Genomic DNA, 18,590 nt, shown 5'->3' on the forward strand with positions numbered 1-18,590 from the left:
GTGTTAAATCCAGTCGTTGGCCTGACTGACTTACAGGATATGGGTCATAAGCAAATTTTTGGTGCTGGTCTATTTGTACCAACATAATTTCGTTTTTATCTATTTTTTTTGTCGGCATAGCCACCACCTCGGCAATCATATTATGATAATTTTCTATGTGATTCCATTTCAGCATGAAGTTGGTTTAGAACTAAGTTGCATTGTTCCATTATTGAACCAGCTTCATATATTAGACTACTATCTGAGTTATACGTCCACCCCCCAACATTATTTTTTAGCTTTTTCTGTTGAGCTGCATCAATTCCCATTTTGGTGAGCATTCTGTCAAGATTTTCAAAGAGAGTATGTCTTAATTTATGAGGGTGGATATCTGACAGCTCTAAAATCTTATTCTTGATACTTGAGAAAATATCATCCAATGCTGCTATTGATAGCGGATTGTGTGGTTTGGTTGTCGCTAAGAGTAAATAAGGGCTCTTCATAGCTGAGTCGCCAAGAGATTTTCTAGCCTGCTTATACTCATCAATCATTGAAGCTAAAGGAAATGAAATAGGGATGATCCGGCCAACTGTTTTCTCGCGAGGCGCTCTATTGCGAGGATCGTCATACTCGACATTCTGCTGTGTCAGGATAAATGGGTAAACACCATGTACCAGCTTGCTCGTATGGCAGTTTGATGTTGTAAGTGATAGCAGTTCACCTTTCCTAATTCCTGTTTCTAAAAGTAATCTAAGAATTAGCTTGTTACGTAACTGAGTAGATTTATTCCAGCCAAGCAAACTTGGCATTTCCATGACATCATACAGTGTTGCTTGTTGGACTAATGACAAACCAAGGGCGCGGCCTGGATCTGTCTTTGGTCTTCTCAGCTTGGCTAGTTTTACTTGAAGTTTTTCCATCATCTTGGGTATTTGATGGAATAGAGGATCTGTATTACGGCGCTTGGAAATTGCTTTATCGGCTAAAAATTGAAAGTAAACCAATACTAGGTCAAGGCGTTGATTGAAATAATCAGGACTAACAATATCTGGCCGGAGGGGTCTTGCTCCGTTGATATCGTATGAGTGATGCTCAAGGTGTTTGAGAAAACTCTGGTATAAGCCCGTATCAGCAAACCCTGTCTCAGCAACAATTTCCGTTAGATCTACTTTTAGCATTGCTGCCCATCGTTCGATATGGATTAGGTGGTTTGCATTATTCTCCTGTGTTTTTTCCGCACCATACAGGTGTGTCAGAGTGAACTCACATAGCCTCGGGATGGGGAGTCCTCTCTCATCAACGATTAGATACTTACGTTCATTGTACTGCTTCATGTTGACGGTTCTGAGCTTCACTGCATCATTCCTTTACACTTTTAGACACCTATTCCTAATGTATACTCCGAGCTTTCAGAATGAGCAATCTTTACATGTTTAGAAATGAAAAAACCCCGAAATATCGGGGTTTTTAGGCATTTTGCTTTACATGGTGCTTTACATTTTAAAAAATCCGGCCCTAGAACGGAATGTCGTCGTCGAAATCCATCGGCGGCTCGTTGTAGACCGGCGGGGCAGACTGGGGCTGCTGGGCCGGACGGCCGTATCCACCCTGCTGCTGCATGTTTTGCTGCGGGGCGGCGGCCGGACGCTGCTGGTTCATCGGCTGCTGCATGGCTTGCTGCGGCTGACCCCAGCCACCTTGCTGGCCACCCATGTTCTGGCCCATGCCCTGACCGCCTTGCGGACGGCCACCCAGCATCTGCATGACGCCGGTAAAGCTGTCGACCAGCACTTCAGTGGTGTAGCGCTCCTGGCCACTCTGATCTTGCCATTTGCGAGTCTGCAGTTTGCCTTCGACATAGACCTGAGAGCCCTTCTTCAGGTACTCGCCAGCCACTTCGGCCAGCTTGCCCATGAAGACGACACGGTGCCACTCGGTGCGCTCTTTCTGCTCACCGGTCTGCTTGTCGCGCCAGGTTTCAGAGGTGGCCAGAGTAATGTTGGTCACAGCACCGCCACTCGGCATGTAGCGTACTTCCGGGTCTTGCCCGAGGTTACCGATCAGAATGACTTTATTGATGCCTCGACTGGCCATAATCTCTCTTCCACCTTTATATTCCGGTCAGGCAAGGCCTGGACCCACTAAATAAGTTACCGCGCTTTTTTCATGACCATGTCGTTATCATATTGAACAGCATGGTTTTTCTATAACCGTTGCAGCAATCAGAGTGCTCGTTTCGCGTGTTCTGATTCAGGTTTAGCCCCCAATAGTAACAGTTGATCACTCTGCGGGCGAGCGCTTGCTGGTGTGGATTGGGGGCAAACTCGCCGCCTTGGTCAGGCGGTGACGAACGGTCTATCCATCGTAAAAAAGGATAACGGCGATAGATAATGCCTGTCTATTCATCCAGTAGTCTCTATGCCATACTGACTCGCTCAGGTTTCCGTATCGAGCGTGCAACAAGATGGAAAAGATCGTGGTCCGGGGTGCTCGCACCCACAACCTCAAGAACATCAATCTGACCCTGCCCCGCGACAAGCTGATCGTGGTCACCGGCCTCTCCGGTTCGGGCAAATCCTCTCTGGCGTTCGATACCCTCTATGCCGAGGGGCAGCGCCGCTATGTGGAGTCGCTCTCCGCCTATGCTCGCCAGTTCCTCTCCCTGATGGAGAAGCCGGACGTCGACCATATCGAGGGGCTCTCGCCCGCTATTTCTATCGAGCAGAAGTCCACTTCCCACAACCCGCGCTCGACCGTCGGCACCATCACCGAAATCTACGACTACCTGCGTCTGCTGTTTGCCCGGGTCGGTGAGCCGCGCTGCCCGACCCACGCCATTCCGCTCGCCGCCCAGACCATCAGTCAGATGGTGGATCAGGTGCTGGCCCAGCCGGAGGGGAGCAAGCTGATGCTGCTGGCCCCGGTGGTGCGCGATCGCAAGGGGGAACACACCAAGCTGCTGGAGAATCTGGCGGCCCAGGGCTACATCCGTGCCCGTATCGACGGCGAGGTGTGCGATCTCTCCGATCCTCCGACTCTGGAACTGCACAAGAAGCACACCATCGAGGTGGTGGTGGATCGCTTCAAGGTGCGCGAGGATCTGGCGCTGCGTCTGGCCGAGTCGTTCGAGACGGCGCTGACCCTCTCCGGCGGCATCGTACTGGTAGTGCCGATGGACGGCGAGGAGGGGGTTGCCCCCATGACCTTCTCCGCCAACTTCGCCTGCCCGGAGTGCGGTTACTCCATGTCGGAGCTGGAACCGCGGATCTTCTCCTTCAACAACCCGGCCGGTGCCTGCCCGACCTGCGACGGCCTCGGGGTACAGCAATATTTCGATCCGGCCAAGGTGATCGGCGATCCTTCCATCAGTCTGGCCAATGGTGCTATCCGTGGCTGGGACAAGCGCAGCTTCTACTACTTCCAGATGCTCAAATCCCTCTCCGAGCACTACAAGTTCGATCTGGAAACGCCATGGGAAGATCTGCCTCTCAAGACTCAAGAGGTGATCCTGCGCGGTTCCGGCCGTACCGAGATCGAATTCCGCTACATGAACGACCGCGGCGACGTGGTAGTGCGCAAGCACCCGTTCGAGGGGATCCTGCACAACATGGAGCGGCGCTACCGGGAAACCGAATCCAACTCGGTGCGCGAAGAGCTTTCCAAATACATCGCCAACAAATCCTGTGCCAGCTGCGGTGGCAGCCGACTGCGGGAGGAGGCGCGCCACGTCTTCGTCGACAACCGCAACCTGCCAGCCATTGCCGAGCAGTCCATCGGCGATGCGCTCGCCTTCTTCGAGGGGCTGAGCCTGACCGGTCAGCGCGCCCAGATCGCCGAGAAGATTTTGAAAGAGATCGTCGAGCGGCTAGGTTTCCTGGTGAACGTGGGTCTCAACTACCTGAGCCTGTCGCGCAGTGCCGAGACCCTCTCCGGCGGCGAGGCGCAGCGCATTCGACTGGCGAGCCAGATTGGTGCCGGTCTGGTAGGGGTCATGTATGTGCTGGACGAGCCCTCCATCGGCCTGCACCAGCGTGACAACGAACGGCTGCTCAAGACCCTCACTCACCTGCGCGATCTGGGCAACACCGTCATCGTGGTGGAGCACGACGAGGATGCCATTCGCCTCGCCGACCATGTGCTCGACATCGGCCCGGGGGCCGGGGTGCATGGCGGCGCTATCGTCGCTCAAGGCACGCCGGAGGAGATTATCGCCAATCCCGAGTCGCTCACCGGTGACTACCTCTCTGGTCGCAAGCAGATCGCCATTCCCACCGAGCGCACGCCGCTCACCGGCAAGTGGTTGAAACTCAAGGGGGCGAGCGGCAACAACCTGCGTAACGTCAATCTGGATCTGCCCATCGGGGTGATGACCTGCGTCACCGGCGTCTCCGGCTCCGGCAAGTCGACCCTGATCAACGACACCCTGTTCCGCATTGCCCATCGCGAGCTCAACAAGGCGACCGAGTCCACTCCGGCTCCCTATCGCAGCGTCGAGGGGCTGGAGCATCTGGACAAGGTGGTGGATATCGACCAGAGCCCCATCGGCCGTACTCCGCGCTCCAACCCGGCCACCTATACCGGCTTGTTCACTCCGATCCGCGAGCTGCTCTCCGGCACCCAGGAGGCGCGTTCCCGCGGCTACCAGCCGGGCCGCTTCTCCTTCAACGTGAAGGGGGGCCGCTGCGAGGCCTGCCAGGGGGATGGGGTTATCAAGGTGGAGATGCACTTCCTGCCGGATGTCTACGTGCCGTGCGATGTCTGCAAGGGCAAGCGTTATAACCGCGAGACCCTGGAGGTGAAGTACAAGGGCAAAAACATCCACGAAATCCTCGAGATGACAGTGGAAGATGCCCGCGAGTTCTTCGAGCCGGTGCCGGCAGTGGCACGCAAGCTGCAGACCCTGATGGACGTGGGCCTCTCCTATATCCGCCTTGGCCAGTCGGCTACTACCTTATCGGGTGGGGAGGCGCAGCGGGTCAAGCTGGCGCGCGAGCTCTCCAAGCGGGATACCGGTCAGACCCTCTACATCCTGGATGAGCCGACTACTGGCCTGCATTTCCACGACATCCAGCAGTTGCTCAAGGTGCTGCACCAGCTGCGGGATCGTGGCAACACCATTGTCATCATCGAGCACAATCTTGATGTAGTGAAAACTGCCGACTGGATCGTCGATCTGGGGCCGGAGGGAGGCGCCGGTGGTGGCCGTATTCTGGTTACGGGGACACCGGAGGAGATATGTGCCAATAAAGAGTCTCATACAGCACGCTTTTTACGGCCCCTGCTGGAGAGATAAACCGTTATAATCGTGGGGCCTTGGGCCCCTTTTTTATTATGAAAATCGGGAGCTTGGAGGTTTCGGGCGGTGCGTGGCATCGCAGCATCACTGCAATGGATATGTCGGTTTATGGCTCAGGCTTCGCGCACCATCGATCATCAGTTGGCTTACTCCATGTTTCCTATCTGGCTGGGCGCCATCTTGTTGCTGCTGATCGTGGTGGCCTGGGCTCAGGTGCCAGCCGCCAATCGTATCGAAGACCAGCGGATGAGGGAACATTTGCTTCGGGTCAGCCGGGTGGTGCAGGCCGATCTGGCCTCGCTGAATGCCTTGAGTCGTGACTGGGGGCTTTGGGATGATAGCTACCGCTTTATGGCCAGCAAGAAGCGCGCTTACATTGAATCCAATCTGCTCAATGACATGACGATGCAGGACTTCAGCCTCAATCTGATGAGCTTTATGGATCTCAATGGTTATGAGGTCTGGACCCGCACCCTGCTGCCCGATGCCCCCGGTGTCAATCCGGGTCAGTTTCCCTACTTTCTTGACGAGTTGAAAAGAGAGCTGAGAGAGCAGTCATTGGCACTGGGCGGAGGCAATCTGCATGGGATCCGCTCTTCCCAGTGGGGGCCTCTGATGTATGCCTGGCAGCCCATTCGGGATAGCAAGGGGTCATCCACGTTCAACGGCTTCTTGCTGCTCTTGCGCTGGCTCGACAAGAGCTATCTTGGCGAGGTATCGGATCGCACCGCTCTGCCGCTGGCCATTACCCATATCAATACGGATCTTTCCGCTTCGTTTACGCCGCTGGGGCCACAAATGACCTATCGCCTGACCGATCTGGGTCTGGCGCGTCTTCGGGGAGAGGTTCGCCTGCTAAACAGTGAGCGCCAGCCTGTGCTGACTCTGCAAATCGAAGAGGAGCGCACGGTTTTGAGCGGTGTACTGGAGGGGGCGCTCTGGACCTTCGTTGGCATGCTGGTTATCAGCTTCATCTGCGTCACCATCGCCATGTCCCGCTTGAAGGCTATCGTGCTGACTCCCCTGCAGCAGCTGGTTGCGGCGTTGCAGCGCTTTGGCGATAAACCGGATGCAGGCTTGATCCCGGAGATCGACAGCAGTGTCGAAATGGCCATGCTGAGCGGCAAGTTTCGTGAAATGGCCAGCAAGGTGAGTGAACAGCATGATCATCTGCTGGCGAGATCGAACCGGATGGAAGCGGCCGCCTTCACCGATCCGTTGACCCGCTGTTTTAACCGACGTTATCTGGATGAGTGGTTGCGATCCCATGCGGCGACCCCTTGTCTGTTGTTACTGCTCGATCTCGATCACTTCAAACGGATCAATGACGAGCTGGGGCACGATATCGGTGATCTGGTGCTGGGTCAGCTGGCCGAGTTGCTGCGCAAACTGGTAACTGGCGAGAGTGAGCCTCTTATCAGGTTGGGAGGAGAGGAGTTTCTGCTGCTGTTGCAGATAGAAGATGAACAAGAGGTGGCCCTGCGTGTCGAATACATCCGCCAGCGCATTGCTCAGCACCGTTTTGGCCGTGAGGATCTGCCACTGTGGTTGACGGTTTCCGCGGGATATTGCAGTTACCCGCTGCATTGCGGGATGACGGATTCATTCTGGAGCCATAGCTTCAAGCTGGCCGATATGGCGCTCTATCAGGCCAAACAGGGTGGCCGCAACCAGTGGCGAGGTTATTCGGGGAGAGTGTCTGATGATGCTGTTGGTCAATCCGCTGAACAACTCGCGCGAAGCTTGCTGTTAACCGAACAGATGTCAAAGAGCCGCGGTTAACCCTGACGCACGAGCACCAGGTAGGCTATAGCAAACATGAAACCGAACAGGATAAAGAGAAAGGAACCTATTCCCCAGATGGCAGCAAGTATGGCTCCCACCTTTTGCCACCGAGACTGATTCTTCATAAATAAACCATTACTTCCTGATAACTTGTGCGCCGCAAAAATACGCTTTTTTACATTGATTAACAACAAGTCGCCGAGGGAAATTGCCCAGATAAGGTGTGATTGAATTGCACCTTAATCGAAGCGGTATTGTCATCAAGGCGACGCTATCGAGGTTTTTGGCTTTCCGAGAGGGGGATTAAACGAACCGCAAAGATGTCAGCGCAATCAATTTATTTCTGTGCAACCTTTGCTCCAAGTCAATAACTTTGCATTTACAAGGAACTATAGTCAGCAGGCTTACAGCATCAAATGAAAACAAAAAAGGGATTACGTGATGAAAAAATTACTTCCTCTGATGATTGCCGCTGCAGTGACCTCTCCTTTCGCCATGGCCCATCAGGCTGGCGACATTCTGGTTCGTGGCGGTCTGGCCGTTGTATCTCCGCAAGACAGCGGCAACGCTTTTGAAATCAACGACAATGCCCAGCTTGGTTTGACGCTGACCTATATGGCTACCGATAACTTCGGTGTTGAGCTGCTGGCTGCAACCCCGTTCTCCCACTCCGTGAAGCAGGGGGATACCGAAGTGGCCAAGGTCAAGCACCTGCCGCCGACTCTGATGGCGCAGTACTACTTTGGTGACGCCCAGAGCAAGGTTCGTCCGTATGTTGGTGTCGGTGTCAACTACACCACCTTCTTTGATGAGAAAGGCCGTGGTCCTCTGAGCAACAGCGATGTGAGCCTAGATGATTCCTGGGGTGTTGCAGGGCAAGTCGGTATCGATATGGCTATCACTGACCGCTGGTTCGTGAACGGTTCTGCCTGGATCATGGATATCGATACCGATGTACATGTAAACGGTGGGGATGGCATCAAGACCAAGATTGATCCTATGGTCTTTATGATTGGCGCAGGCTACCGTTTCTGATGATCTGATTCTGACGGCCCTTTGCTCTGGGGCCGTAGAAAATAGCAATGTACGTCTCTTTCAGCCCGGCTTGTGTCGGGCTTTTTTGTCCCCGCAATTGCCGCTGATTGTGATCCAGTCCCATACAAATCAATTAAATACCCAAGCCTGGTTTCAGTAATTAGCCACCCCTGCCGATAGTGACTATGTTCACTTTACTTTCCCCCAATGAGTGAGGATGTCTCCATGGGTTTATCTATTGTGCAGCGGATCATCGCAGGATTCGTGTTGATGCTGCTGTTGCTGATCCTGCTTGGCATGATCAGTACTTTCAAAATCAAAGGGATCAACGAGGGCCTATCGGCTGTCTCCGATCGGGCAACACCACTGGTCGTCGCCGTCGCGGGTCTCAAGGGGGCGTTGCAGGATAGTAACCGTTGGGTGCTGATCTATCGTACCAGCGAAGAGGGAGGTCAGCTGCCGCAGTTGGCCAGCCAGTTCAAAGAGCAGCAGAACCGTTTTGCCCAGCTCAGTCAGGAGATGGGCAAATTTACCGACGTGGCGGATGCCCGAGCTCGTTTTCAGCAGGTCGAAAATGCCACTCGCCAGTTCTACTCGCTGGCGGATCAGGTGCTTGCCCAGCATGGTCAATGGGTCAGTGCGCTGGATCAGCGCCGCAAGCTGGAGATGGCGTTTATTCGCCTTGAAGATACCTACCAGTGGGCTGCCGACTTGCTGCTGCAACAGACGGCCAGCAAACGCTCCATGCGCAACAAGGCTGAGCTGATTACCTCCGGTATTGCCCGTGATTTGAAGAATATCCGTCGTGCCGATGCCAAGACCGATCTGAACGAGCTGGAAAGGGTGCTGAGCAAGGATATCGAGATGGCCCGCAAGCGGCTGGATCGGGTGCTGGTGCCTGATGATGTGAAAGCCCGTTTCGTTGCCAATCTGGATCGAATGCAGGAGCTGGCACTTGGCCCGCAGGGCCTGCTGGCAACCATGCGTCAGGCCCAGCAGCTGGAGTTGTCACTGGCAAGCCAGAACCAGCAGCTAGATGCCAGCTTGATCAACAGCCTGAACCTGCTTGATGAGATGGGTAAATCCGCGAGTGCAATTGCCAGTGAAAGCCGGGTCAACGCCGATGCGGCGGTCACCAGCGCCAGTTTCTGGATCCTGGTAGTAGCTGCCATCTCTGCCGGTGCAGCACTGGTGATTGGTTATACCACCACTCTCAGCATTCAGCGGCCGTTGCAGATGATCGACAAGGAGCTGAGCTACATGGCGGCCGGTGATATGACCCGCCGCATCAACTATCGCAGCAGTTGCGAATTTGGCAGCCTCTCCCGCTCCATCGATACGCTGGCGGGCAAGACTGGTGAGCTGCTCTCCCAGATCAATGCGGGCTCACGCCATCTGGTGGATGAAGCGAGCCGGGCTGCCGAGATCAGCGAACGTGCCATGTCGCGGGTACAGGAACAGAAGAGCCAGACCGATCAGGTCGCAGCAGCCATCACCGAACTTGAAGTGAGTGCGACCGAAGTTGCGCGCTCCACCGATGGTACCAAGCGCGAGGTGGATCTGGCGGATGAAGAGGCCCGCAGTGGCCGCCAGAAGGTAGCGACCACCCGCCGAATTACCGAACAACTGGCCGGTGCCATGGAGGAGGCCGTTGGCATCACCTACAAGCTGGGCGAGTTCAGCAACAATATCGGCAGCATTCTCGATGTGATCCGCAGCATTGCCGAACAGACCAACCTGCTGGCGCTGAACGCCGCCATCGAGGCGGCCCGGGCCGGCGATGCCGGTCGCGGCTTTGCGGTGGTCGCTGATGAAGTGCGGGCTCTGGCCAATCGCACCCAGACGTCGACCGAGGAGATCCAGGCGATGATTGAGAACCTGCAGAGCTCCAGCAAACATGTCGTCGAAGTGATGGGGCGCAGTCAGGAGCAGACCCAGAATTGTGTAGAGCAGACTCGCGAGATGGACAGTGCACTGCAATCCATCGCCGATCGGATGGGAGCCATCAAGTCGATGGCGGATCAGGTGGCGCATGCCGCTCAGGAGCAAATCTCGGTCAGTCAGGGGGTGGCTCGCCATATATCAGGTATTGCCGAGGTGGCGTACGAGACGGAGCGCGAAGCGCGCGAGTCGGCCAGCAGCAGCGAAGTGCTGGCGGAACTGGTCGCCAAGCAGCAGCAACTGATTGCACATTTCAAGGTCTAGGAGGGCTTATGTCTAAAAAGTGGATTGGAGCCCTGAGTCTCCTGTTGTGTGGCCAGTTGATGGCCAGTGAGTTGGTGATAGAAAGCTGGCGTACCGATGACAAGGCGCTGTGGGAACAGAAGATCATCCCGGCATTCGAGGCGTCACATCCCGGTATCAAGGTAAGTTTTCACCCGGTTCAGAACGTCAATTACATGCCGACCCTGTGGGAAAACCTGAAGGGGGGCAAGGCCGGCGACCTCATCACCTGTCGCCCGTTCGATGATTCACTGGCGCTGTTCAAGGCGGGTCATCTGGCTGAGCTGACCGAGATGGCGGGAATGGAAAACTTCCCGAGTTTTGCCCAGTCGCCCTGGCAGACTGACTCCGGTGCCCAGACCTTCTGCGTACCCATGGCGTCGGTTATCCATGGTTTCTTCTACAACAAGAAGATTTTCAGCGAGCTGGGGCTGGCTATCCCGCAAACTCGTGATGAGTTCTTTGCTGTGCTCGACAAGGTGAAGGCGGATGGCCGTTACGTGCCGCTTGCCATGAGTGGTTCCGAGAGCTGGGTTGCCTCCGAACTGGGTTTCCAGAACATTGGCCCCAACTACTGGAAGGGTGAGGATGGGCGACTGGCGCTGATCGGCGGACAGGAGCGCCTCGACAACCCGCAATACGTGAAGGTGTTCGACGAGCTGGCCCGCTGGCACGACTATCTTGGCGAGGGGGCCGATAGTCGCGATTACGCAGCCAGCAACGAGCTGTTTACCTCCGGCAAGGCTGCTTTCTATGTGGCGGGTTCCTGGGAGATTGCACCCTTTACCGGCAAGGTCGATTTTGGTGTGATGCGCCCGCCTGTGGCAAAACAGGGTGACGGCTGCTTCTTTACCGACCACACCGATATCGGTATGGGGATGAATCCGGCGAGCAAGAACAAGGAGGGGGCGATGGCTTTCCTGCAGTGGCTGACAACCCCGCAGTTTGCCGAGCTCTATACCAACTCGTTGCCGGGATTTTTCTCCCTCTCCAACCACTTCTTTGATGTTACCAATCCGGCGGCAAGGGAGATGATGGGGTGGCGCGATCAGTGTGACTCGACCATTCGCGTGGCGACCCAGATCCTCTCTCGTGGCACTCCCAAGTTGGGGGATGAGCTGGCGGAAGTGAGTCAGGCGGTGTTGCTCGGCAAGATGGAGCCCAAAGCTGCCGCAGAGCGGTTGGAGAATGGCCTCAAAGGGTGGTATGCCCCCCATCAGGGCAACAAGGCCAAGGGGCAGGATTGTCAGTGTGATGCAGTCGCTCCGGCAGCGGCTGTTTCCGCGGCCCCTGCAACGACCGACACTCCTGCTGCACCTGCACCTGCACCTGCACCTGCACCAGTGGCATCGGTTGCTCCTGTTCTGCCAGCGTCGTCTGCTGCAGCCCCACAACCTGCATCTCTCCATGAGGTGGAGCAGGCGCTATCCAAAGAGCTGGAAGCTCCTCAGCAATAGCGGGGTTTGTAAAAGGAACGGGAGGCATCAGCCTCCCGTTTTTGTTGCTGCTCTACCGAGGCTCATGGGGCCAGCGGCAAAGGCTGCCGATGCGGGCGACCGGAGTGAAACCAAGCGAGCGGTAGATCCGCTGTGCGTGATAGTGCTCGTCGGCCACTATGATCAGCTGTTCGACGCGAGTCAGCCCGTGTTGGGCAACCTTGCTCAGCAGCTGGCGGCAGAGCCCCTGATTACGCCATCTCCGGTGGGTTCTTACCAGCTGAAAGCGCCCCAACTTATCGGTAAAGAAGAGACCGCAGCTGGCAACCAGCTGATCATCCAGCCAGACCCCCCACCAGTTTCCCAGTCCGTCGGCGATCATCGCCTGATAGAGCTCTCGGCGGGAGTGAAGATAGGAGAGATAACTCTCCTTTGAATGGGCTTCATCTCGCTCATTGAGCTCGAAGTCTATCCACTCTTGCCAGTCAGCAGGCTTGAATGCACGCACTTCGGCATGGGAAAGGGCGCTATCGGACATTTGCCAGCCATCCTTGTCGAGTGCCAGAACTACGCACTCCAGATATTGATATCCGGTAGTGACGAAGCCGGCGACACGACTGTTCTGCCCTTCGGCCAGTGGCCACTGGAAAGTTCGGTGCTGGATCCTGGGATCTTGGCCAATCAGTTGATCGAATGCGGCTTCCAGCCATCCTTTATCCCTGTCACTGGGGGGAGAGGCGAGCAGCAGATAGTTGCCAAAGTAGTAGTCGGGAGCATCCGGAGTGTGCACGGCCCAGAACTGCTCGTGCCGGGTGACCTCGCCCTGATAGCGATCAAACAGCAAGTCGGTGGCAAAGCCGGGGTGGGTATCCATGATGGTGCTCCTGCGAAGATTCAATCTTTTATCGGCAGGTGCAGGAAGAAGTAGATAAAAAGGGGCCGGAGAATTGATTCTCCGGCCAAACAATCACACGCAGATTCAGAACGTCCAAGACGATCCGTCGTCTATCATAACTCGCCCGGGATAATTTTGGGATGAGGAGTTCCGCTTAGTCGTTGATTAATTTGTAACGATGAGTTTCATCTGACGGTGTTTGTGAAATGACAGTTGACTTTATATTGCTTTGCTCATAAATATAGAGACGTTTAGACGTCCAAACATCCGTTTTGGCGTGCGTAGATGGATTGCGGGACAGGGAGAAGAGCAGATGGGATTTCACAGTGCACGTCAGGTTGAAGCGCTCAACCAGAGTCTGGCAGATTTGAATGGCGATATATCGGTCAGTTTCGAGTTTTTCCCGCCCAACAGTGAAGGGATGGAAAACACGCTCTGGCAGTCCATTGAGCGACTGAAAGTGCTGGAACCCAAGTTTGTCTCCGTGACCTATGGCGCCAATTCCGGCACTCGGGATCGCACTCACAAGGTGATCAAGGATATCAAGGAGCGTACCGGTCTGATTGCCGCGCCCCACCTGACCTGTATCGATGCCAGCCGCGACGAGTTGCGTACCATTGCCCGCGATTACTGGAACAGCGGTATCCGCCATATTGTGGCGCTGCGTGGTGATCTGCCTCAGGGGTTGGAGAAGCCCGAGATGTATGCGACCGATCTGGTTGCCCTGCTCAAGGCTGAAGCTGACTTTGATATCTCGGTGGCGGCCTATCCGGAAGGTCACCCGGAGGCGAAGAGCGCCCAGTCGGACCTGCTCAACCTCAAGCGCAAGATCGATGCCGGTGCCAACCGCGCGATTACCCAGTTCTTCTTCGATGTGGAGACCTATCTGCGTTTTCGGGATCGCTGTGCCGCTATCGGTATTGATGCCGAAATCGTGCCGGGGATCCTGCCGGTCTCCAACTACCAGACTCTGGCCAAGTTTGCCGGCTTCACCAACGTGAAGATCCCGCGCTGGATGCATCAGCGTTTTGAAGGGCTGGAGAACGATCAGATGACTCGTAATCTGGTGGGGGCGAGTATCGCTATCGATCAGGTGCGGGTGCTGAGTCAGGAAGGGGTCAAGGATTTCCACTTCTATACCCTGAACCGATCCGAATTGACCTATGCCATCTGCCACACCCTGGGGGTTAGACCGAAAGGCCAGCCGTAACCGCCAGAGGGATAAAAAAGCCAATGAGTTGATCATTGGCTTTTTTGTTATGGCGACCCGTCAGGGTCTGGTCGGGGCGATCTCTTTCGGCTCGAGATCGATCACCGCATTGCCTGCCGCTCCCGGATACTGGTGATAACTCTGGTCCTGCTCCAGGGTGTAGAAGGTATCCAGATAGTCATCGTCGTTGGTCATCCAGGAGTCGGGCAGCGCCTTGACGATACGACCACCCAGATCGAGGAAGGGGAGGCCCTCCGGCACTCCGCCAGCGGTAAAGCCGAGCTTGAGCGCCTCAATCAGCAGGTCGGCCAGCTCCTTGTAGTTGACGTTGTCATCCTGCTCCATCATCACGATATCAACCGCACCCCAGCGGTAGCGATCCCAGTGAACCAGGATCTGGTTGGGGGTGTAGTCGGTATTGTCATAGTCGAGGTAGGGCATATCGACGATATCGACCACGGGCTCATCCCGACTGGGGTTGACCCCGGCGACGACGGCATAAACCTCGGCAGCACCAAGCAGCCAGGGCTCCTGATCATCTTTCAGTCTGATCTTTTTCAGAATGCTGGTTTTGAGCGGTGCAGTGTTGGTAGCGGCTTTGGGTTGGGGGGCTGCCTGCATATCGGCCGCGGCAAATGCCTTGCGCATCACCTGCAGACCGGCATTTTTGGCTTTCACCGGATCGGCTTCGACCACGAGCACTGGTCGGGCCGGTGCCTTATCGACATCCAGATAGACCGGATTGCCGGCGCTGTCGAACGCTTCGATGGCACTCCAGCTCTTCTCATCGCCGCTCGGGACATAAGCGACCAGCGGTTCAACCCCCTGTTGCAAGGCGGCGGCCTGTTCCGGGTTGGCCAGTCGCAGCTGCATCAGCTGCTTCACTTCCCCGTCTAGCCCTTGTCTGGTGATAGCAGCCTGGTTGGCATCTGTTGCTTGCCGTTTAAGGCGGGTGGGCGCTTTCTTCAACAACTCTGGCAGCGGGCTTTGGTACTGAGGATTGCTCACCAGTGGCAGCAAACTCTTCTGTTGTAGCGCGAGCTGGCGCGCCAGCTCCCGATCCGTATCGGCAGCCTGGACGCTCGTGGCGCCCAGTATGGCCAGCAATAACAAGACAGCCTGATTTTTCATTTTTATTCTCCGTTATATGAACCTGACAGGCGGCAAATTGGGAAGAAGATGCCGCCTGATGCCACTAGATTAAAATTAGTTTCAGTTGTGAACTATTTTGTACGGAGAGTGTGGAATGGTTCACGGTTTGTGATCCAATTGATTCCTTTGTCGATAAATTTGGATGCCATAGAGCCCCATGCCGATTAGCAGTCCCCAGCAGGCGGCAGCGATGTCGAGCAGGTTGATACCGGAAGCCGTGATGATGAAGGTCAGCAGAGCAGCCTCACGGGCATCGTCGTGCTGCAATGCGGTATGCAGGCTGCTGCCGATGGTGCCGAGCAGCGCCAGACCGGCAACGCAGGTTACCAGTGTGGTCGGGAAAGCCGTGAACAACGTTGCGACCGTGGCCCCGAAACAGCCGGTCAGCAGATAGAAGCCGCCAGCCCACACAGCCGCGGGCCAACGCCGGTCGGCGTCCGGATCAACCTCTTTCCCCATGCAGATGGCAGCGGTGATGGCCGCCAGGTTGAAGGCGTAACCGCCGAAGGGAGCCAGCAGCAGACCGGTCAGGCCGGTCCAGGTGATGAGAGATGAGGTGGCGGGTTGATAGCCGTGGGCCCGTAAAATGGTAATGCCCGGCATGTTCTGGGAGGTCATGGTGACGATGAACAGCGGCAGAGCGATGCCGAACAGGGCACCAAGGGAAAACTCTGGCCAGGTCATGACCGGGCCGGCCAGTTGCCAGTGAATGGTGTCAAGCTGCAGCTCTCCTCTCAACAGGCAGATGAGGATGCCGACCGCCAGTACCAGCACCATGGTATAGCGTGGCCAGAGATGGCGGCCGAGTAAAAACGCCAGCAGCAGGCTGCCGAGCAGCAAAGGATCTGCCGGCGCGACCTTGAACAGATCCAACCCGAATTTGAGCAGTACCCCGGCCAGCATGGCCGCTGCCAGCTGGGCGGGGATATGACGCATTAGCCGATCGAACCAGCCGCTGATGCCGCACAAGGTGATCAGCAGGGAAGAGATAACGAAGGCGCCGATGGCCTCGGCCAGGGTGAAGTTACCCAGGCTGGTGATGAGCAGGGCGGCCCCTGGAGTCGACCAAGCGGTCAAGACGGGGATGCGGTAATAGAGGGAGAGGGCGATGCAGCTGCTGCCCATGCCGATACCCAGCGTCCATAGCCAGGATGCGAGCTGGGTGGCATCTGCTCCGGCTGCTGTGGCGGCCTGAATGATCAAGATGACCGAGCTGGTATAACCGACCATCACGGCGATGAAGCCGGCGACCAGATGGGGAAGGGCAAAGGGCATATAACGTCCTTGTGGGGTTGTGGCGGTTTGTGCGTTATTACGTACAATATTGCACCAGACTATATCGATGTGCGTCATAGCGCACAAGGCGATTAATGCAGGCACAATTAAAGAGGCAGTCATGCAAGAGGTGAATCAGCATCTGGCACAACGTCTGAAGGGTTTACGCAGTGAACTGGGCTGGAGCCTGGATGTAGCGGCGCGCGAAACGGGTGTCAGCAAGGCGATGCTGGGCCAGATTGAGCGAGGGGAATCGAGCCCGACGGTGGCCACTCTGTGGAAGATTGCGACCGGGTTCCGGGTTTCTTTCTCCAGTTTCATCGAATCAGCTCCCGCGGCGCAGAATGGTGTGCTCTATCGCACCGCAGATGCGATTCGCCAGCAGCCGGCGGGAGAGGGCATGCAGGTCGCCCCTCTCTTCCCTTATGAGGGGCGCTTTGGATTCGAACTGTTTGAGCTGACTCTGTTGCCCGGTTATCAGCGAGAATCAGAACCCCATGAGCCCGGAGTGACCGAGCATGTCATCGTCATCAGCGGCCAGATGGAAGTGCTGGTGGAGGGAGAGTGGCGTTCCTTGACACAGGGAGAGGCGGTGCGTTTTGCGGCTGATCGCCCTCATGGCTATCGCAATCAGGGGGTGGCCCCGGCTATCTTCCACAATCTGATCCACTATCCGGCCAGCAGGTCTTGAGCTGGTGGCTCAGCCAGGTCGCCCATCTGCACGAGGGCTGGTCAGTATGGGGGCATAGACCCAGACAAACAGCCCATACGCCAGGCTCCAGGCCAGGCCGCTGAGGTTCCAGCCATGCAGGGTATAGGCAGGCCAGAATAGCGGGATCACGACCCTGAGCATGGCGGCCATGATCACCAGCGCGAAAGCGCACTGGATCCTGCGCCCCACCTGCAAGGCCCGGCCACTGTGACCAAGGGAAACCCGGGCTATCATCCCCAGAATCATGGTTCCCATGCAGCCGGCACTGAGCAGATGGCTGGCAAGCGATAAGGTGATGGGCATGCCGGCAGCCAGAGCACCAAGGGCGAACAACCCAAGTGGGATAAACAGGTAGGCGAGGTGCAGCGACCACAAGAGAGGTTGGCCAAGAGTGGACGACAGCCGCCAACGCAGCTGGCGCCACAAGTGCAAAATGGCCGCCACTATATATAGAGGGAACATATAGATGCTGGTAGTCCACGGGATGGGTAGCAGCAACCAGCTCACCAACGTGATCCACAGTGTGGCGAGAGCCGCTCGCTCCAGCCATAGAAGAGATACTACTTTTTCCATCCCCGTGGCTCTGGCGGTAAAGAAGGGGATGACTCGTCCTCCCATCACGGCGATCAGGGTCGTAAACAAGAGCACAGTGGTAATGAACAGATGTTCCATGCTTGCCCACTGCGTCTGCCACAGCCAGCTGGCAGCGTTGAGCAGGGTCAGAACAACCAGCAGAGGCACAAAGAAGAGGTTGCGCCATTGTTTAGTCTGCACGATAGGTTTGGCCAGATACCAGGCGCAAAGCGGCAGCCAGAGCAGGTCTGCCGCCATCAAGAAGGTATTGTGTTCGCCCAGCCAGGGCAGCAAAGCTCTCGGCAATGCCCACAGCACCACGATCAGCACTAGCGGCCAGCTTCTAACCCCGGGGTGAGCGGTCCAGTTTTGCACTGCGGTCAGTAGAAATCCTGCAACAATTGCTGCTCCGAAGCCAAACAACATCTCGTGAGCATGCCACCAGATGGGATTGTCAATCCCCGGCAAGACGAACCAGCCATTGAGCTGCCCAAGCCAGCCCAGCATTACCAATGTTGAGAACAAGGCGCCGAGCAGGAAGAAAGGCCGAAACCCGAGGCGGAACAGAGGAAAAATTTTTTCCTCTTTACGGCTATCCAGGATCTGATGCATGACGAAACCTTAATTGAACATTTGAAAAGCCAATTATAAGTTGGCTTTTCAAATGTTCAATTAAAACCGATGTGTTGATAAGGGCAAGAAGTGAGAGGGCTGTGATAAACCGTGGCAGATAGCTTGATTTGGCTGTTGAGGTGCCTGCAGTAAGCTGATTTCGCCGGTTTAATATGCTGATTGGTGGCTTTGTGAGCGAGCGAACAGCGAAAACCATCTTTTTGCAATTATCCGCTTGCCAGAACGAATTCACTCCCTATAATGCGCCTCCATCGACACGGCAAGCGGCAACGCAAACAACCGGGTCGGTAACCTCGAAAAGCCTTTGAAAATAAGGCTTGACTCGAGAAGGCGGTTGAGTAGAATGCCACTCCCGCAGCAGCAAAAGCTGCGTCGCTCTTTAACAA

At 55.9% G+C, this 18,590-nt stretch carries 13 protein-coding genes; 7 read left to right on the top strand and 6 right to left on the bottom strand.

Annotation, left to right across the window (positions count from 1 at the left end; all coding sequences use genetic code 11):
* Positions 1-140: 140 nt before the first annotated feature.
* Positions 141-1,313, bottom strand: a complete 1,173-nt coding sequence (locus LG31_RS0119365; protein WP_152598453.1) for a site-specific integrase — start codon at positions 1,311-1,313, stop codon at positions 141-143.
* 181 nt (positions 1,314-1,494) lie between these two features.
* The gene (locus LG31_RS0119370; RefSeq protein WP_033116044.1) at positions 1,495-2,073 is read right to left on the bottom strand and encodes a single-stranded DNA-binding protein; all 579 of its coding nucleotides are present in this window, start codon (positions 2,071-2,073) and stop codon (positions 1,495-1,497) included.
* Positions 2,074-2,443: 370 nt separating this feature from the next.
* On the opposite strand from LG31_RS0119370, the gene uvrA reads away from it, so the two are divergent.
* The 5 genes from uvrA (at position 2,444) to LG31_RS0119395 (ending at position 11,775) form a co-directional block, all read left to right on the top strand.
* Entirely contained in the window at positions 2,444-5,272 is a 2,829-nt protein-coding gene (gene uvrA, locus LG31_RS0119375; RefSeq protein ID WP_033116045.1) for an excinuclease ABC subunit UvrA, read from the top strand.
* Between the two features lie 111 nt (positions 5,273-5,383).
* Positions 5,384-7,057 (top strand): diguanylate cyclase, encoded by a 1,674-nt coding sequence (locus LG31_RS0119380; RefSeq protein ID WP_033116046.1) that lies wholly within the window; start codon positions 5,384-5,386, stop codon positions 7,055-7,057.
* 444 nt (positions 7,058-7,501) lie between these two features.
* Positions 7,502-8,095 (top strand): OmpW family outer membrane protein, encoded by a 594-nt coding sequence (locus LG31_RS0119385; protein WP_033116047.1) that lies wholly within the window; start codon positions 7,502-7,504, stop codon positions 8,093-8,095.
* A gap of 225 nt (positions 8,096-8,320) precedes the next feature.
* Positions 8,321-10,300 carry a methyl-accepting chemotaxis protein gene (locus LG31_RS0119390; protein ID WP_033116048.1) on the top strand — a complete coding sequence of 660 codons (1,980 nt, stop codon included), beginning with the start codon at positions 8,321-8,323 and terminating at the stop codon, positions 10,298-10,300.
* 8 nt (positions 10,301-10,308) lie between these two features.
* Positions 10,309-11,775 carry an ABC transporter substrate-binding protein gene (locus LG31_RS0119395; protein ID WP_033116049.1) on the top strand — a complete coding sequence of 489 codons (1,467 nt, stop codon included), beginning with the start codon at positions 10,309-10,311 and terminating at the stop codon, positions 11,773-11,775.
* A gap of 52 nt (positions 11,776-11,827) precedes the next feature.
* Here the strand turns inward: LG31_RS0119395 and LG31_RS0119400 are convergent, their stop codons facing one another.
* Positions 11,828-12,628: a GNAT family N-acetyltransferase gene (locus LG31_RS0119400; RefSeq protein ID WP_033116050.1), complete on the bottom strand. Its 801-nt coding sequence runs from the start codon at positions 12,626-12,628 to the stop codon at positions 11,828-11,830.
* Between the two features lie 334 nt (positions 12,629-12,962).
* Here LG31_RS0119400 and metF point away from each other — a divergent pair, with 334 nt between their 5' ends.
* Positions 12,963-13,859, top strand: coding sequence for a methylenetetrahydrofolate reductase (metF, locus tag LG31_RS0119405; RefSeq protein WP_005341548.1), 897 nt, complete (start codon positions 12,963-12,965; stop codon positions 13,857-13,859).
* A 60-nt stretch (positions 13,860-13,919) separates the two neighbouring features.
* Here metF and LG31_RS0119410 read toward each other — a convergent pair whose 3' ends face one another.
* Both LG31_RS0119410 and LG31_RS0119415 read right to left on the bottom strand, forming a co-directional pair.
* A complete protein-coding gene (locus LG31_RS0119410) occupies positions 13,920-14,990 on the bottom strand; it encodes a DUF3103 family protein (protein ID WP_033116051.1) in 1,071 nt (356 codons plus the stop codon).
* Positions 14,991-15,110: 120 nt separating this feature from the next.
* The gene (locus LG31_RS0119415) at positions 15,111-16,286 is read right to left on the bottom strand and encodes a benzoate/H(+) symporter BenE family transporter (RefSeq protein ID WP_033116052.1); all 1,176 of its coding nucleotides are present in this window, start codon (positions 16,284-16,286) and stop codon (positions 15,111-15,113) included.
* A gap of 121 nt (positions 16,287-16,407) precedes the next feature.
* Here LG31_RS0119415 and LG31_RS0119420 point away from each other — a divergent pair, with 121 nt between their 5' ends.
* Positions 16,408-16,977: a helix-turn-helix domain-containing protein gene (locus LG31_RS0119420; protein ID WP_033116053.1), complete on the top strand. Its 570-nt coding sequence runs from the start codon at positions 16,408-16,410 to the stop codon at positions 16,975-16,977.
* A 9-nt stretch (positions 16,978-16,986) separates the two neighbouring features.
* Here LG31_RS0119420 and LG31_RS0119425 read toward each other — a convergent pair whose 3' ends face one another.
* Positions 16,987-18,183 carry an NnrS family protein gene (locus LG31_RS0119425; RefSeq protein ID WP_033116054.1) on the bottom strand — a complete coding sequence of 399 codons (1,197 nt, stop codon included), beginning with the start codon at positions 18,181-18,183 and terminating at the stop codon, positions 16,987-16,989.
* Between the last annotated feature and the right edge of the window lie 407 nt (positions 18,184-18,590).

This window comes from Aeromonas lacus, assembly GCF_000764665.1.
In the GTDB taxonomy this organism is placed as follows: domain Bacteria; phylum Pseudomonadota; class Gammaproteobacteria; order Enterobacterales; family Aeromonadaceae; genus Aeromonas; species Aeromonas lacus.

Bases quoted from the DNA above. Each gene is read 5' to 3' on its own strand.
- LG31_RS0119365 (WP_152598453.1), bottom strand. From the start codon at position 1,313: ATGAAGCAGTACAATGAACGTAAGTATCTAATCGTTGATGAGAGAGGA.
- LG31_RS0119370 (WP_033116044.1), bottom strand. From the start codon at position 2,073: ATGGCCAGTCGAGGCATCAATAAAGTCATTCTGATCGGTAACCTCGGG.
- uvrA (WP_033116045.1), top strand. From the start codon at position 2,444: ATGGAAAAGATCGTGGTCCGGGGTGCTCGCACCCACAACCTCAAGAAC.
- LG31_RS0119380 (WP_033116046.1), top strand. From the start codon at position 5,384: ATGGCTCAGGCTTCGCGCACCATCGATCATCAGTTGGCTTACTCCATG.
- LG31_RS0119385 (WP_033116047.1), top strand. From the start codon at position 7,502: ATGAAAAAATTACTTCCTCTGATGATTGCCGCTGCAGTGACCTCTCCT.
- LG31_RS0119390 (WP_033116048.1), top strand. From the start codon at position 8,321: ATGGGTTTATCTATTGTGCAGCGGATCATCGCAGGATTCGTGTTGATG.
- LG31_RS0119395 (WP_033116049.1), top strand. From the start codon at position 10,309: ATGTCTAAAAAGTGGATTGGAGCCCTGAGTCTCCTGTTGTGTGGCCAG.
- LG31_RS0119400 (WP_033116050.1), bottom strand. From the start codon at position 12,628: ATGGATACCCACCCCGGCTTTGCCACCGACTTGCTGTTTGATCGCTAT.
- metF (WP_005341548.1), top strand. From the start codon at position 12,963: ATGGGATTTCACAGTGCACGTCAGGTTGAAGCGCTCAACCAGAGTCTG.
- LG31_RS0119410 (WP_033116051.1), bottom strand. From the start codon at position 14,990: ATGAAAAATCAGGCTGTCTTGTTATTGCTGGCCATACTGGGCGCCACG.
- LG31_RS0119415 (WP_033116052.1), bottom strand. From the start codon at position 16,286: ATGCCCTTTGCCCTTCCCCATCTGGTCGCCGGCTTCATCGCCGTGATG.
- LG31_RS0119420 (WP_033116053.1), top strand. From the start codon at position 16,408: ATGCAAGAGGTGAATCAGCATCTGGCACAACGTCTGAAGGGTTTACGC.
- LG31_RS0119425 (WP_033116054.1), bottom strand. From the start codon at position 18,183: ATGCATCAGATCCTGGATAGCCGTAAAGAGGAAAAAATTTTTCCTCTG.